A 15,114-nucleotide genomic window follows, 5' to 3' on the forward strand; every position below is an offset into this window, starting at 1 on the left:
ATTTCTAAATGACGTATGCCGTCATGAACGTTTATGTTTCGCTTGGCTTCAGCGATGGTTCTTTCTAAATGACGTATGCCGTCATGAACTTGCACTTTTTCACTTAAATCAATGAGTTCAATTTCTAAATGACGTATGCCGTCATGAACACCAATCTCGAAACCCAAGACGGGGAAATTGATTTCTAAATGACGTATGCCGTCATGAACTGAAAGTCCGCTTGAATAGCGGCTTCACCCAAATTTCTAAATGACGTATGCCGTCATGAACAGTTATTTGTTGATGCAAGACAGCGCAGATAATTTCTAAATGACGTATGCCGTCATGAACGCGCTGACACTGCGATGATTGTATGTCCCAAATTTCTAAATGACGTATGCCGTCATGAACTGTTGTCCCTGCTCTTTCCGCGAAAGCCTCAATTTCTAAATGACGTATGCCGTCATGAACAAGGCGCTGGTTTGCGATTTAAGCCCCGTGTATTGCCGTCATGAACAGCTATCTGCCTTTTCATCACTTAACTCCACTTTTCTAAATGACGTATGCCGTCATGAACGCTTCTCACCATAAGCTTCTGCAATACGGATTTTTCTAAATGACGTATGCCGTCATGAACAGAATATAGGGTTACAGCTTGGTACTATTAATTTTCTAAATGACGTATGCCGTCATGAACTTTGCCCATGCACGAGCAGCTTCGACTGGATTTTTCTAAATGACGTATGCCGTCATGAACTGTCAGTAGTCACCCATATATCAAAAAGGGATTTTCTAAATGACGTATGCCGTCATGAACCTTCCCAGCCTTCTTGATTAAGCCAAGTCGATTTTCTAAATGACGTATGCCGTCATGAACCACCAACTACAGAAACAACAATACCATGAGGATTTCTAAATGACGTATGCCGTCATGAACTGAACGATCCTGATTTATTGCCTTCAACTGTTTTTCTAAATGACGTATGCCGTCATGAACCATTGCAGTCAATAATGATTGCTTGTTTAATTTTTCTAAATGACGTATGCCGTCATGAACAATTAAGTCTATTCAGGGTTGTGGAATTGCTTTTTCTAAATGACGTATGCCGTCATGAACACCAACTTGGCAAGGAAGCATGTGTCGTCCAATTTCTAAATGACGTATGCCGTCATGAACTATAAAATAATGAAAATAATATAAGCTAAAACATCAAGTTATATCCAAAAAGGCAGAAATACCCAAAGTTTTTAACTGATATAGTAACTTATTGATTTTATTAAGCTGTTAAAGAGTAAGAAAAATATTGGGGTAAAAATAGCTTTTTGTCAAAAGAAAACAATGTTCGTTCCAATTTATTACTTTCCTCAAATCCTACATCGACTTAAAATCAGCATTACCCTTGATGATAAAGAAGCAAGTCACGTGTCAGACCATTTAGAAAACGAATTTGAGCTAAGTAATGAGGAAATGCATCTCTATAGTCGTCAGATTTTATTAGATGGTTGGGATATCGAAGCACAAGAAAAACTCAAACTCGCCAATGTACTGATCATCGGAGCAGGCGGGATTGGTTGTACCAGTGCTGAACTGTTGGCACGTGCAGGTGTGGGCAAGATTACTATTGTCGATGCCGATACGATTGAGATAAGTAATCTACAAAGACAAATCGCATTTACAGCAAATGATTTGGGTCGGTATAAAGCCGAAATATTGGCCAAACATCTAAAAGAAATTAATTCGCATATACAGCTCAGTTATCAAAATATACGATTCGATGAAATGAATGCTGATGAACTTGTACAGCATCAAGATGTAGTCTTAGATGGCTGTGATAATTTTACCACTCGTTATCTAGTCAATGCGGTGTGTAAAAAGCATCAAGTCCCACTCATCAGTGCTTCAGCGATTGGTTTTGAAGGGCAGATGTTTATGGTGGAATCGGATTCAGCCTGTTATGAATGTTTGTTTCCGAAAGAAGATCATGCCAATGAAGGGCTACGCTGTGCAGAGTCAGGCGTATTGGCAACCACACCTGTAATGATAGCGTCATTACAAGCACATCACACTTTGCTGTTTTTAGGGCTTGGTCTGACGCCACTCAAGCAAAAATTATTACTTTGGAATGGCTTAAATCTATCGCAACGCATTCTTAAATTTGAAAAAGATGTAAATTGTCCAGTTTGTCAGGCAACTTGATCGGTAAATTGAGCAAAATTTGCTAAACTAATGCCATCTGTGAGGCAAGAAAGATTATGAAAAGAAATATTTTATTCGATGGATTACGATCTGTTGCACGTATTGGTGAAACAGTGGTGGTTGCAGCACAAGCAGGTGTGAAATATGCAACTGAAAAACCAAGCAACGCCAAACTTATGCGTGAGACCTTTGAGTCGCTTGGTTCGACTTATATCAAACTGGGGCAATTTATTGCCAGTACGCCGTCTTTATTTCCCCGCGAATATGTTCAGGAATTCCAAGGCTGTTTAGATCAAACCCCGACTTTACCATTTAGCTATATTCAAAAAGTATTGGCAGAAGAGTTTGAAGGCCGCAATCTCAATGAAATTTTCAGTTTTATTGATGAAAAACCTTTGGCTTCAGCCTCAATTGCACAAGTCCATGCCGCTCGATTAGTCACGGGCGAAGATGTGGTATTAAAAGTTCAAAAACCTGGTGTCGAAACCATTTTATATACCGACTTAAATGTAGTGCATTGGGCGACAAAACTTTTAGAAAAAGCTGTGCCAAAAATCAAGTTTGCATCGCTTTCTGAAATCGTGGATGAGATCAAAACACGTATGGTCCGTGAAGTTGATTTTATTGAAGAGGCTCAGAACCTAGATGACTTCATTCAGTACTTGAATGTGTCTGGCAACCAAGCGGCAACTGCACCAAAAGTTTATCACCAGTTTTCGACTCGCCGTGTGCTGACTATGCAGCGTTTATATGGTGTGTCATTGACTGACTTTGATGTGGTGAAACAATATGCCAAAGACCCGACGCAAGTATTGATTACTGCGATGAATACTTGGTTTGGCAGCTTAATGTTATGTAAGAGCTTCCATGCGGATTTACATGCAGGCAACCTGATGCTGCTGGAAGATGGTCGTATTGGCTTTATTGATTTCGGTATTGTTGGCCAGCTAAACCCTGAGGTATGGACAGCATGTATGGCGTTTATGGATGCTTTACAGCATACCAATTACAACGCAATGGCTGAAAACATGCTGAAAATGGGCATGACCCATCAGAAAATTGATACCCAAGTCTTGGCTGATGATTTAGAGCGTTTGTTTAGTGGCGTGTTATTGGCAGATCCGCAAGAAATTCTCAGTTCCAATCCAGCAGATTTGAATGACATCATGATGGATATGGTGGCTGTCGGTGAGCGTCACGGCATCAAATTCCCGCGTGACTTCGCCTTGTTATTTAAGCAAATGCTATATTTTGATCGTTTCATGCGTGTTCTCGCACCATATACCGATATTTATGCTGACCAACGTTTAAAAATGGTTCACAATATTGAACCTGCTTCGTTTTTAAAGCATTAATTTATTTATCGGTTCATTAGGTCATTATGGATGCCATTATAATTGAAGGGTTGAAGGTTGATACTGTGGTTGGCTGTTTCAATTGGGAACGCCAGATTATTCAACCTTTAATGCTAGATCTCACCATTCATAATGATCTATCACACGCTGCCCATTCGGATGAGCTAGAAGATACGCTCAACTATGCGCAGCTTTGTGAGCTTGCAGCCCAAGTTATACAAGAGGCGAAACCGAAACTGATTGAGCACGCTGCACAATTGGTACTTGAATGTCTATTTAGGACTTTCCCCTCGATCGAATCGATCAGTATCACCATTCGCAAACCCGCCATCATTGCACAAGCCAATGCAGTAGGAATTCGCCTTGAACGCAACAGAAACAATTTTTGCGCTCGCACTGGCGAGTAATGTCCAGCAGCAACAAAATTTCACTTTTGCCTATGAGCAGCTCGCAAGTTTGGGTACAGTGGAATTTTCTCCGATTTATGAAATTCCATGTCGAGACGGGATCGGGGCTGATTATTGGAATTCTGCTTGCCTATTAAAGAGTCGCCTTTGTGTCGATGAAGTAACAGAAATCCTTAAACAATTAGAAATGCAGTCTGGTCGAGTTCGCCCGTCACATCATATTAGTTTGGATATTGATGTGATTGCGTGGGGTGAAACTTTAGATCATATGCAATTTAATCCAAAAAAGTTACCATTGGCTTTGGATGTAAAAATTCCTTTATATGATTTATGGCAGCATGCAGATTTAGCCTATCTTCAAAGCATGCATTATCCTGTCATTACAATGTAATACTTTAATCAAGTAACACTATAATAATAGGAAGTTTTTTATGAAACTTATTTTGATTTTATCGACTTTAACGGTTTTACTTTCGGGTTGTGCGGCCATGAGTGTCGAGCAATGCAAAACAGCAAATTGGTTTAATGTGGGCGAAAGAGATGGCTCCGATGGGCATGAATCCCGTTTAGATAAATACTATTCTTCCTGTCAAAAAGCCAATATTGTGCCCAATCAAAAGCTATATGAACAAGGCTATCAAAAAGGTCTAGGCTATTATTGCCGACCCGAAATTATCTTTAGTGAAGCGCTCGAAGGTCGTGGCGATATTCGTGTTTGTCCAATCGAAAAACGTGAATCCTTGCGCAGTTACTACCAAGTTGCCAATGAATATTATCAAGCAGATTCAGAGTTTAATCGCTCCCAAAATGATATGAACCGTTATTTGAAAGAGCTAGAACGAAAAGATCTCTCAAGCAAAGTTCGGGATGATTATCAAAAACGTTTATATGATCTACGTATCAATAGTAGTTGGGTACAGTCACGTTATCATCAGGCTGTCAGAGATCTAGAACGCTTTAAGGCCGAACATGGTTTGTATTAAGCAGTGATGTTTGAGTGATGATTTAAAAATCCATGGCTAAGCCCATGGATTTTTTGTTTGTGACGAAACACATTTGAGTTACATACGCATGTATACAGGGATGTTTAAATAGATAACAAGCGAATAATGAAGGAATTATTTATGCAAGCCAAGTTACTTATTGCTCTAGGGATTATCCTCTGTGGCAGCATGAACTCAGCCTATGCAATTGATGCCAAATATAGACAACAATTAGAACAATCGGGTTGTACCCAAGTCAGTGAAGCACAGGGTTGTGATATTAGCAAAAGCAAAGAAGAAAATAGCAAGGCGGGATTTGTCGAACAAACGGTAGATGTACCAAATCCAAGTATATCTTCACAACAACCACAGTGGATTGCTGAAAGATCAGATGGCACAGCTTTGGCTGTGATTAAAATTGATCAACAGCAGCGGGTTTGGGTCAATGACACGCGTGTTATTGCAGTAAAGAAGAATGATCAGTTGAGTTTTAGACAAGGTAAAATCGACTACACGATTTTTACCGATTTGGACAAGCAGTCGCAAAGCTTTTGGAATGATCGTTATTCGACTGATAAAGGCAAAATTGTATTTCGCTAAGCTTGATTGAGTGCTGCAAAACAAAGGGAATTACCTCACAATAATTCCCTTGGATAACTTAAAGATAATAACTGGTTTTAGTCATGAGTTTTGAAATGGCAGTCATGGTAATCCGCACAGGTGCAGGTAAGTCCACACCACCTGCTTCTAAGGCGGTATCCCGATGATGCAATTCATCTTCATTCATCTGGACTAAAATTTTACGTGAACGTTCATCATGTGCAGGAAGTTGTTGGATATGTTCCTGTAGGTGCTGACTAACTTGACGTTCCGTTTCTGCCACAAAACCTAAGCTATATTTGTCGCCTGCAATGCCTGCAATCGCGCCCATACCATAAGATAGACCATACCAAATTGGATTTAACACACTGGTGTGACTATCTAATTCTTTTAAGCGATCTTCGCACCAAGCCAAATGGTCTTGTTCTTCAATCGCGGCTTGCTGCATTTCTTCACGGACATGCGGTAGTTTTGCTGTTAATGCCTGGCCGTGATAAAGCGCTTGAGCACAGACTTCACCACTATGATTAACTCGCATCAAGCCTGCAACATGACGGGCATCACTGACACAAAGTTGTGATGGTTCATCACTGGCGGGATTCGTCCGTTGTGCACTGGTCGCGCCTGGTACCAAACTACGTAAGGCTTGATCAAAAGAATGAATTACTTTATCCAGACCTGTGTAATGACGCATAGATTAATCCTCTAAAGTATTGGGAGCATTTTCCAATAAAGGTTTTAGGCGTTTTAATAACCAAAATGAAAAAATTGCACTTAAAACAGCGGTAATGGTAAATAAGATTTTAATATCAATTTTTAAAATGCTTAAGATTAAAATTGAGAAAATTGCGGAAGAGACCATAAATACAGCATTTAAAATATTATTTGCTGCGACAACTCGTGCTCGATGTGAGCGTGGTGAATAGGCCTGCATCATGGCATAGAGTGGCACAATATAAAATCCACCACTAATGCCCAGTAAAGTCACTGCCAACATCACATGATAATAGACTGCACCGAGCGTAAACATATCTTTTAAGCTGAGTAAGTCACCTGTACGCTCAGGTACAAAGGCTAGACTTGCTGCCAGATATAGCGCGAAAACGGTTAAACCAATTGCGCCATAGGGCACCATCTTAATATTAATGTCTGACCCACCAATTTTTCGGCAAAGTAAAGAACCGACACCAATACCGACCGAGAAAAAGGTGAGTAATAGGCTCACCACATTTTCCGAAGCATGCAGGTTTTGTTGAGTTAGTTGCGGAATCTGGGTTAGGTAGGTTGCGCCATAGAACCAATACCAAGAGTTACCCAACAAAATTACAAATACGACAGGGATGCTTTTGGCATATTTAATGGTTTGAAAACTGGTACGAATAAAGTTCCAGTCAATTTTTAAATCAGGTGCGGCGACTTTCTGTGGGAGAATAAATCGACTGCATAAATAGCCTAAGCAAGCAATTGTAACGACGGTGAGACTAATCCAGAGTAAATTACCTTCAGACGTGGCAATCACGGCACCACCTAAAATCATCCCCAGTAAAATCGCAATCGATGTACCTGACTGAAACAAGGCATTGCCTGACATGAGTTCTTGTGGTTTTAGTATTTCAGGCAAAATCGCATATTTGATTGGGCCAAAACAGGTGGAATGAGTGCCCATTAAAAACAAGGCAAACAGCAGTAACCACAAGTTTCCAAGCAGGAAGCCAGCAGTACCAATTAACATGATCACGATTTCTAATATTTTAATGAAGCGAATTAGTTGCGAGCGTTCGTATTTATCTGCAATTTGACCAGCAGTCGCTGAAAAGAAAAAGTAGGGCAAAATAAATAATAAGGCAGCTAAATTATTGAGGGTACTGACAGGGGCACTTTGTTGTTGAATCCAGCCATAGGTAATAACTAACAGCAGCGCTTGCTTATAAACATTATCATTAAGTGCGCCAAAGAACTGAGTGAAAAACATCGGGGCGAACCGACGCGAAGTCATTAAGTGCTCGTCTTGTTTCATCGTGTGTTCACTTCATTGTGATTTATAAAAAAATGTGACGAACTGTAAAAATGTGATGAAATGCATGTATGATACCTATGTCTGATTGGATGAAAAATCAAAGATTTGAAGTTATTTCACCCATCAAAAACGATAAATTAAAAAACAAATTTAGAGTTTTACATGCCATCTAAAACGAAGTTTAAACAGTCGACACTGGTTCATTCTATGCATTTAATTTTTAAAATGCAGGGTTTTCCTAAACTTATTTGTAGTGGTTTTTTAATTAGTTCTTGTATATCAGTTACTTATGCTCAAGAACAAAATTCAACTGTGCCTGAAAATCAGGCAGCTGAACAGACGGAACAACCGGTCGAATTGGCCGTTGCAGCGGCCGCGCCGATGGTTCCAGCAATCAATCTTGCTGATCAAGGGGTATTGCCAGGGCAAGACAGTTTGGCTGCATTAAAAGAACAAGAACAATCCACTAACCAAATTAACGAATTGAAACCGATTCAGTTGGATGACAATTTAGAAAATTTGCCTGTGATTCCAGTGGATCAGGGGATGGCAAATGAAATCTTCCGTGTTGCTGAAGATGCGAAAAATGAAGCACAAGCATATCGCGAAAATACGGCAAGAAATCCTGAACCTATCATTGCTGATGCATCACAGACGGAACTGACGGAAATCAAGCAAGCACCGCTGAATATTGACCAGTTGATGGGTGAGATCCAAGCAGACAGTAAAATCGTGGTTGAGGCCAATGAAACAGGTAAAACATTAGCTGATTTGCAACCTAAGTCTGATCAACCACAGGAAAAAGTTGGATTCTTTAAGCGAATTGTGAATCGTTTCCGCCCAGATAATTTACTCAATACGGACAAAATTCCACGTATTTCTGCAGATGTGACGGGTGCACCTGCGATTTTGGCACTGAATATCAAAGCCAAGCTATCTAGCTTCACTCAAGAATCCTTTGAAGATTTTAATGTTGCCTTACCGCAACTGCGTGCTTTGACCAATCAGGCAGCACAGGCAGTAGGTTATTACAATGCCACTTATACCTTTGTGAAAGAGAGTGAGAGCAAAGTTAAGGTGATTGTGGTTCCAAATGAACCCGTTAAAATTAAAGAACAAAATATTGAATTTACTGGTGCAGGCGCCAATACACCACAATTCCAAGTGATTCGCTTAATTCCAGAGCAAGATGTAGGCGATATTTTTAATCATGGTTCATATGAAGCAACCAAAACTAAAATTACCACGGTGGCTTCGGACAATGGTTATTTCGATGCTTTTTGGCGATTGCATGATGTCAAAATTAGTCAGCCTGAAAAAACAGCTGAGATTAATTTAAATTATGAAACAGGTGAGCGTTATAAATTAAAGCAAGTTGAGTATCGGATGAGTGATCCAAGCAAGCCGTTGCCACTCACTCAGAAGGTTTTAGATAGTTTGGCACCATGGAAAGAAGGTGATGATTATGCCTTCTGGCGTGTCAATGCATTGGCGAACAACTTAACCAACTCGCGTTATTTTAACTATACCTTGGTTGATACGATCAAGCCGGATGCCATTCAACCGCCTCTTGATTTACCACCTGACTTGCAAGCTTTGGTTGATCAGCAACGTGTGCAAGAATCACAATTGATGAGCAGTCAACAAAAAGCAGATATTGCGCGTGCAAAAATTACCTCTGCGCAAGAAGTGACGCAGGATGTCGTGGATGAATCGCAATTTTCAGGTGCTGAACCTGCACAACCTGCTTTGGCTCGTTCAATGCCAATGCCGCCTGTACATGATGATGACGATGAAGAACGTCAAAAACTCGAAGAGCAAGCACGGGTAGAACGCAAAATTCCTGTCGTGGTGACGCTGAATGCCGATCGTTTAAATAGTCTTGAAACCGGTATTGGTTATGGTACAGATACGGGGGCACGTATTCGTACTCAGTATCGTCGTGCCATTGTGAATAAATATGGGCATTCTTTCGATGCCAACGTTGAGGTTTCAGAAATCCGTCAATCGATTGATGGTCGTTATAGCATTCCGTATAAACATCCATTAAATGACTACTTTAACCTTGTCGGCGGTTATGAACGTGAAACCCGTGACGATATTGGTCCAGATGTCAACTTATTGGTTGAATCAGCGGTACTGGGTGGTGAGCGTGTAATTAAGAATCCATTGGGTGATTGGCAACATACTTTTGGTTTACGTTATCGTTTAGACCGCCTCACCAAAAAAGGTGATGTCAATGTTGATGAATTACCTGATGCTTTTAAAGTTTCAGGAATTGATTCTGAGCAAGAATCTTTGCTATTGGGTTATGAAGCATCAAAAACCAATACCAATACCCGTTTAAATCCAACCCGTGGATTTAAACAGACTTATAAAGTCGAATTGGGGACTGAATCTTTACTCTCCGATGCCAATATGGCAATTGTAAGTGCAGGTTGGCGCTTCATCTATTCCTTGGGTGAAAATGACAATCATCAATTTGTCGGTCGTGGCGATGCAAGTTATATTTTCACCGATGACTTTAATAAAGTTCCTTATAACTTGCGCTTCTTTACTGGTGGTGATCAGTCTTTGCGTGGTTTCGACTATAAGAGCTTATCACCTGAAGAAAACGGCTATAAGATAGGTGGTCAAGCCTTAGGGGTTGGCTCTATAGAATATAATTATCAATTTAAAGATGGCTGGCGTGCTGCTGTGTTCTCGGACTTCGGTAACGCTTATGACAAACAATTTAGCAACCCAACAGAATATAGTGTGGGTGTAGGTATCCGCTGGAGATCACCAATTGGACCAATTCGATTAGATATCGCATCTGGTATTTCTAATGATAACAATCCAATTCGATTGCATTTCTTTATTGGTCCACAGCTTTAAAACTTTTTAGCCCTGTGTTTGATCAGGGCAAACAATCTCGGGTTGATTATGACGGAAGTAGAACAGCAACTTACCCCTCCAACAAAACCAAGACCACCGCGGCGCATTGCTCGAAATGTTGTGCTGATTGTGCTGATCATTCTTTTATTATTGGTCAGCTCTTTGGTTGTGATGATGTCAACGGATAAGGGGAGCCGTTTTCTATTAGACCGTGTACTTCAAAGCCAGAAAACCATTAAATACGAATATGAAAGCGGTAATCTGCTTTCAGGCATTATCTTAAAAAATGTGTTGGTACGACTGGAAGGAATTGACGTTTCTTTAGACCGTGCGGATGTGTCTTTAGGGTGGAGAGCGATTCTTAAGAAAGAAGTACACCTTAGCCATGCTGATGTACGTAATCTAAAAATTCTCGATAAGAAACCACCATCAGGTAAACCGTTTGGATTTGATCCAATCAAACTTCCTTTTGTATTGCGCGTTGATGAAGCCAGCCTAGACCATTTGCAACTTCAAACCACAACATCTAAAGTCGATTTTAGCGATATTTATTTAAAAGATGCTTTATGGTCAGAAACCAAATTAAAGTTCGAAGACTCTCGCATGAAGATGGAGTATTTGGCCGTCCAAAATGCAACGGGAGAAATGGACTTTAGTGGAAAATATCCAATCAATGCCAAAGCAGACCTGATTATTCCATCACTCAAAAGCCTAGATATTGATGTCATTAAAGTTGCTGCCAGAGGTTCTTTAGATACCTTAAAAGTAGGGGTTGCAACACGTACCCCAGACCTGCTCACAGGTTGGGCGGTCGTCCATCCAGTTCGTGATCATGTACCGATGAATGGTGAGTTGTTCTTTAAAAACTATCATTTGCCATTACTCAAAGATCAAAAGCTGTTTGCTAAGGACGGTATTGCGAAATTTAATGGGGATATCCAAAAACTGATTTTAAGGTTGGATACAGATCTAAAAGGCGAGCAAGTGCCGGAGGGTCAATATACAGCACAGATGGATACTGATTTAACTCACCAATTGAATATCCGTGAGTTTAATGGCCAGTTGATGGGTGGTGTGGTCAGCTTACTGGGTTTTGTAAACTGGCATGATCATGTGTCTTGGGATGTTAAAGGTCGCTTAGAGCGCTTAGACCCGAAAGACAAAACCGTACCGCAAATTGCACAAGATTTCTTGCCACCAAACTTGGATGCGAATTTAAGTTCTACAGGTTCAATGGAAAAAGGCTTGGTGCTGAACGCACAACTTGCATTTGATAAATTTGAAACTTGGGCGGTTAAGCTAGACCAAACGGAAGAAAAAGATAATAAAGCACAACCAATGTTGCTGGATGTTTCATGGAAAGGGATTGATCGTGCTATGCCATATATTGGCTGGCTCAGTAGTGAAGAAGGTCATACTAACCTGACCTTAAAAGAAGGCCAGCAAGACATCTATCTCACAACAACGATTCGTCCTCATGAACAAGCTTTGTTACCAACAGGAAAATATGATGCGCGTTTAGATGTAAAAGGCGATCTATTAGATGTGGAAAGCTTCCGTTATGAGGCGGAAAAAGGCAGCTTGTCGGGACAGGCCAAAGTTAAGTTGCCTACCGAAAAGCAACAGCTTTCATGGCAAGCTCAGCTTAAAGCTCAGGATTTTAATCCGCAAACAGTTGCCGCTGCTGCACCGATTAACTTATTAAATGGTGAAATAAAAGCAACGGGTTTTGCCAAACCGAATCAACAAATTATTCAGCTTGAACAGATTGATTTAACAGGGCAATTACCACAAGATAATAAAACAGAAACCATTGCCCTAAAAGGGAAAAGTACGGCTGCCTTGATTTTTAATGATGAAAAAGCAGGTGGCGGCTTTAAAAGTTTTGCCGTGGATTATAATGGCTCTTTAAATGCATTAAACCAAGGTAACGGCGTATTAAAAATCAAGGTTGCAGGGACACCTGATTACATCAAGATCAATGAACTTAATCATGATGGTGTGGCAGGCAAAATCTTTGCAACGGGTGCAGTCAATCTCAAAGATAAATTAGGTTGGGATATAGATGCCTCGCTAGTACGTTTTAAACCACAATATTTTGTATCAAGCGTCAAAGGTGAAGTTTCTGGGCGAGTTAAAACACTTGGTGTTTGGTCGGATAAACTGAAACGTATTGATATCCGTCAGCTCAATCTTGCAGGCTTCCTGAATAATAAACCGATTCGTGGTCGTGGTAATCTGAGTTTATTGCTTGATTCGAATCAACAAGGTTTCTTGCCACAACAATTCGAAGCCAATGACTTATTTTTTGCCTATGCACAGAACCAGTTGCAAGCCACAGGCAATGCGCAAAACTTACGCATTAAGTTGAATGCGCCTGCTTTATATGAGCTTTACCCGGGCTTACGTGGTCGCGCATACGGTAGCTTAAATGTACAGTCGCAGCCACGCTTAAAAGCAACGGCAAATATGATGGTTGATAACTTTGCTTTTAATGATCTGGTGACGATTCGTTCATTAAAAGTGCAAGGTGAATTACCGACTTCTGAAACCACACCTACTCAGCTGACTGCAACTTTAGACCGTTTGCGTAATGGTAATCGTGAAATCGAACATGCAACCGTGAATCTAGCGGGAACGCGCAAGGCACATGTGTTGAAGGTGGAGAGTAAAAACCGTCAATCGAATTTCTATTTACAACTGGCAGGTGGTTTCAATCCAAAGAACGACTGGTTAGGCCAATTGCAAAAAGGTAATTTTACTTCACGTAATATCAGTTTGGTACAAAACCAAAGTGCGCCGATTATCTATACCACGGCACAACAGGAATTGTATGTCGGTCAGCATTGCTGGCAGAGTTCGAGCAGCCAGTTATGTCTGGATCAGCCTGCACGTCTTAGCAAAGCCAAAGGCAGCTTCTCCTTCATTACCAAAAATCTGGATTTAAAAGATTTTACCGCATTTATGCCTGAAGGTTTGGCGGTCACAGGTCAATTGAATGGTTATGCCAAAGCATCTTGGGCTCAGGGAACTCATCCGAAATTGGATGCGCGTTTAGTTACCCAGAAAGGTGAAATCGGATTGGCGGCAGATGATCCACAAGATCCTGCTACAACGGTCACTTATGATGAATTGAGTCTGATTGCGAAAAGTATCAGCGAAGGTTTGTTATTACGTGTCGATATGAAAACACCAGACATTGGTACAGGTTATGCTAATGTAATTGTTAATCCGTACCAAGCCAATATGCCAATGCGCGGTGAAGTTGCATTTAATGATGTGCAGTTGAAAGTCTTTAAGCCGTTTATTAAAGACGTACGTTCAATGTCAGGGACTTTGGCTTTGGCTGGTAAAATGAATGGAACCTTGACTCAACCTGAGTTTGTCGGTGAGATGCGCTTGAAAAATGGTGCAATTTCGATGATCTCTCTACCTGTCAATTTGAGCAATATCCAGCTTTATTCTTCGATCCGTCAGCAATCTGCCAGTATTGATGGCGCATTTAATAGTGGTCAGGGTGTTGGGCGTTTGAAGGGTAATTTTGATTGGAAGAATGACCCACATTTAAATCTGACCCTGAAAGGCGACAACCTATTGGTACGCCAAGCACCGATGATCACGGCGATTGTAGAACCTGATTTAAGCTTGGATGTTTATCCTTTTGATCAGAGATTAAGCCTGAAAGGGAAAATTGATGTGCCACGTGCACGTATTTCGATGCCAGAAAGTTCTGCAACGGTGGTGAACTTGTCACCTGATGTGCGTGTGGTTCAACAAGGCCAAGACTTGCTGGCGACTTTAAAAGCGGCTAAACCGTGGGATATCCGTGCCGATATGACTGTGACTTTAGGCAACCAAGTTATTTTCCAAGGTTTTGAAAGTACCATTCCATTGGTCGGTCGTTTGCACTTATCGCAACGTGGTTTAGAAACTGCCATGCGTGCCAATGGTGCGATTGGTGTCAGTCAAAAAGTGAAGATTGAAGCCTATGGTCAAAGTCTTGATTTGAATCGAGCGATTGCACGTTTCAATGGGCCATTGGCCAACCCGACGTTGGATATTGATGCCAATAAACCGGTTCAAGGTAGTATGGTCGGCGTGCGTGTCACAGGTACAGCCACTGTGCCGAATATTCAGATTTATAACGATGCAGGTTTGTCTGAGCAAGAAGCCTTGAATGCCTTACTCACAGGTCGTATTAATGAAGGTAACAGTGGTTTAAGTAATACTGAAGGCTTTAAGTCTGACGTAAATAACACCATTGCTGCTGCGGGTATCAGTATGGGCTTAGGCGGTACGCGTGCCTTGACCAACCAGATTGGTCGTACCTTTGGTTTGAGTGGTTTGGCGTTGGATGCACAGGGTACAGGTGATGATACGCAGGTGAGTCTGACAGGCTATATCACGCCAGATCTGTTTATTCGTTATGGTATTGGTGTATTTACCCCAGTGAATAAATTGACCTTGCGTTATCAGATGAACCGTCGTTTATATCTGGAAGCAAGTCAGTCTTTAGAGCGTGCAATTGACGTATTCTATAACTGGAGATTCTAAGCCGACTCTAAGCTTGGTTTAGCATCAGAAAGAGGAATTATTTCGATGAAATAGTTCCTCTTTTTTATGGTTGTAACATTACTTGAACCTCCCCAAAAACCATTCACATAAAAATTAATGAGGACAGATGTGTTAATGGTCTGGG

10 protein-coding genes and 2 CRISPR repeat arrays are annotated in these 15,114 nt (G+C 40.9%); of the genes, 8 read left to right on the forward strand and 2 right to left on the reverse strand.

All coding sequences use genetic code 11. The features are described 5' to 3' along the window. Window position 1: 1 nt before the first annotated feature. A CRISPR array of direct repeats spans window positions 2-451; the repeat unit is 28 nt; unit sequence TTTCTAAATGACGTATGCCGTCATGAAC. A 77-nt stretch (window positions 452-528) separates the two neighbouring features. After that, window positions 529-1,156: direct repeats of the CRISPR family, unit length 28 nt; unit sequence TTTCTAAATGACGTATGCCGTCATGAAC. A 291-nt stretch (window positions 1,157-1,447) separates the two neighbouring features. The 6 genes from F885_RS16985 to F885_RS16960 all read left to right on the forward strand — a co-directional run bounded on the left by F885_RS16985 (window position 1,448) and on the right by F885_RS16960 (window position 5,521). After that, the gene (locus tag F885_RS16985; protein ID WP_277607221.1) at window positions 1,448-2,176 is read left to right on the forward strand and encodes a HesA/MoeB/ThiF family protein; all 729 of its coding nucleotides are present in this window, start codon (window positions 1,448-1,450) and stop codon (window positions 2,174-2,176) included. Window positions 2,177-2,232: 56 nt separating this feature from the next. Continuing rightward, on the forward strand, window positions 2,233-3,531 hold the full coding sequence (locus F885_RS16980) for an ABC1 kinase family protein (protein ID WP_004806458.1): 1,299 nt from the start codon (window positions 2,233-2,235) through the stop codon (window positions 3,529-3,531). 26 nt (window positions 3,532-3,557) lie between these two features. Continuing rightward, the gene (gene folB, locus F885_RS16975; protein WP_005313266.1) at window positions 3,558-3,938 is read left to right on the forward strand and encodes a dihydroneopterin aldolase; all 381 of its coding nucleotides are present in this window, start codon (window positions 3,558-3,560) and stop codon (window positions 3,936-3,938) included. Next, the gene (locus F885_RS16970; RefSeq protein WP_005313268.1) at window positions 3,895-4,329 is read left to right on the forward strand and encodes a 2-amino-4-hydroxy-6-hydroxymethyldihydropteridine diphosphokinase; all 435 of its coding nucleotides are present in this window, start codon (window positions 3,895-3,897) and stop codon (window positions 4,327-4,329) included. Before folB ends, F885_RS16970 begins: the two co-directional genes overlap by 44 nt. A gap of 40 nt (window positions 4,330-4,369) precedes the next feature. After that, window positions 4,370-4,921 carry a DUF2799 domain-containing protein gene (locus F885_RS16965; RefSeq protein ID WP_005313269.1) on the forward strand — a complete coding sequence of 184 codons (552 nt, stop codon included), beginning with the start codon at window positions 4,370-4,372 and terminating at the stop codon, window positions 4,919-4,921. Window positions 4,922-5,062: 141 nt separating this feature from the next. Beyond that, a complete protein-coding gene (locus F885_RS16960) occupies window positions 5,063-5,521 on the forward strand; it encodes a hypothetical protein (protein ID WP_005313271.1) in 459 nt (152 codons plus the stop codon). Window positions 5,522-5,579: 58 nt separating this feature from the next. On the opposite strand, the gene coq7 is transcribed toward F885_RS16960, so the two are convergent. Both coq7 and F885_RS16950 read right to left on the reverse strand, forming a co-directional pair. Continuing rightward, window positions 5,580-6,215, reverse strand: a complete 636-nt coding sequence (gene coq7, locus F885_RS16955) for a 2-polyprenyl-3-methyl-6-methoxy-1,4-benzoquinone monooxygenase (protein ID WP_005313273.1) — start codon at window positions 6,213-6,215, stop codon at window positions 5,580-5,582. Between the two features lie 3 nt (window positions 6,216-6,218). Then, complete coding sequence (locus tag F885_RS16950; RefSeq protein WP_032858926.1) at window positions 6,219-7,538, reverse strand: MFS transporter; 1,320 nt, start codon at window positions 7,536-7,538, stop codon at window positions 6,219-6,221. Between the two features lie 162 nt (window positions 7,539-7,700). On the opposite strand from F885_RS16950, the gene F885_RS16945 reads away from it, so the two are divergent. Together F885_RS16945 and F885_RS16940 are read left to right on the forward strand one after the other, a co-directional pair. Beyond that, window positions 7,701-10,415: an autotransporter assembly complex protein TamA gene (locus F885_RS16945; RefSeq protein ID WP_005313277.1), complete on the forward strand. Its 2,715-nt coding sequence runs from the start codon at window positions 7,701-7,703 to the stop codon at window positions 10,413-10,415. Window positions 10,416-10,463: 48 nt separating this feature from the next. Continuing rightward, window positions 10,464-14,969, forward strand: a complete 4,506-nt coding sequence (locus tag F885_RS16940; RefSeq protein ID WP_005313280.1) for a translocation/assembly module TamB domain-containing protein — start codon at window positions 10,464-10,466, stop codon at window positions 14,967-14,969. The last annotated feature ends 145 nt before the right edge of the window (window positions 14,970-15,114 follow it).

Source organism: Acinetobacter higginsii (genome assembly GCF_000369845.1).
GTDB lineage: Bacteria > Pseudomonadota > Gammaproteobacteria > Pseudomonadales > Moraxellaceae > Acinetobacter > Acinetobacter higginsii.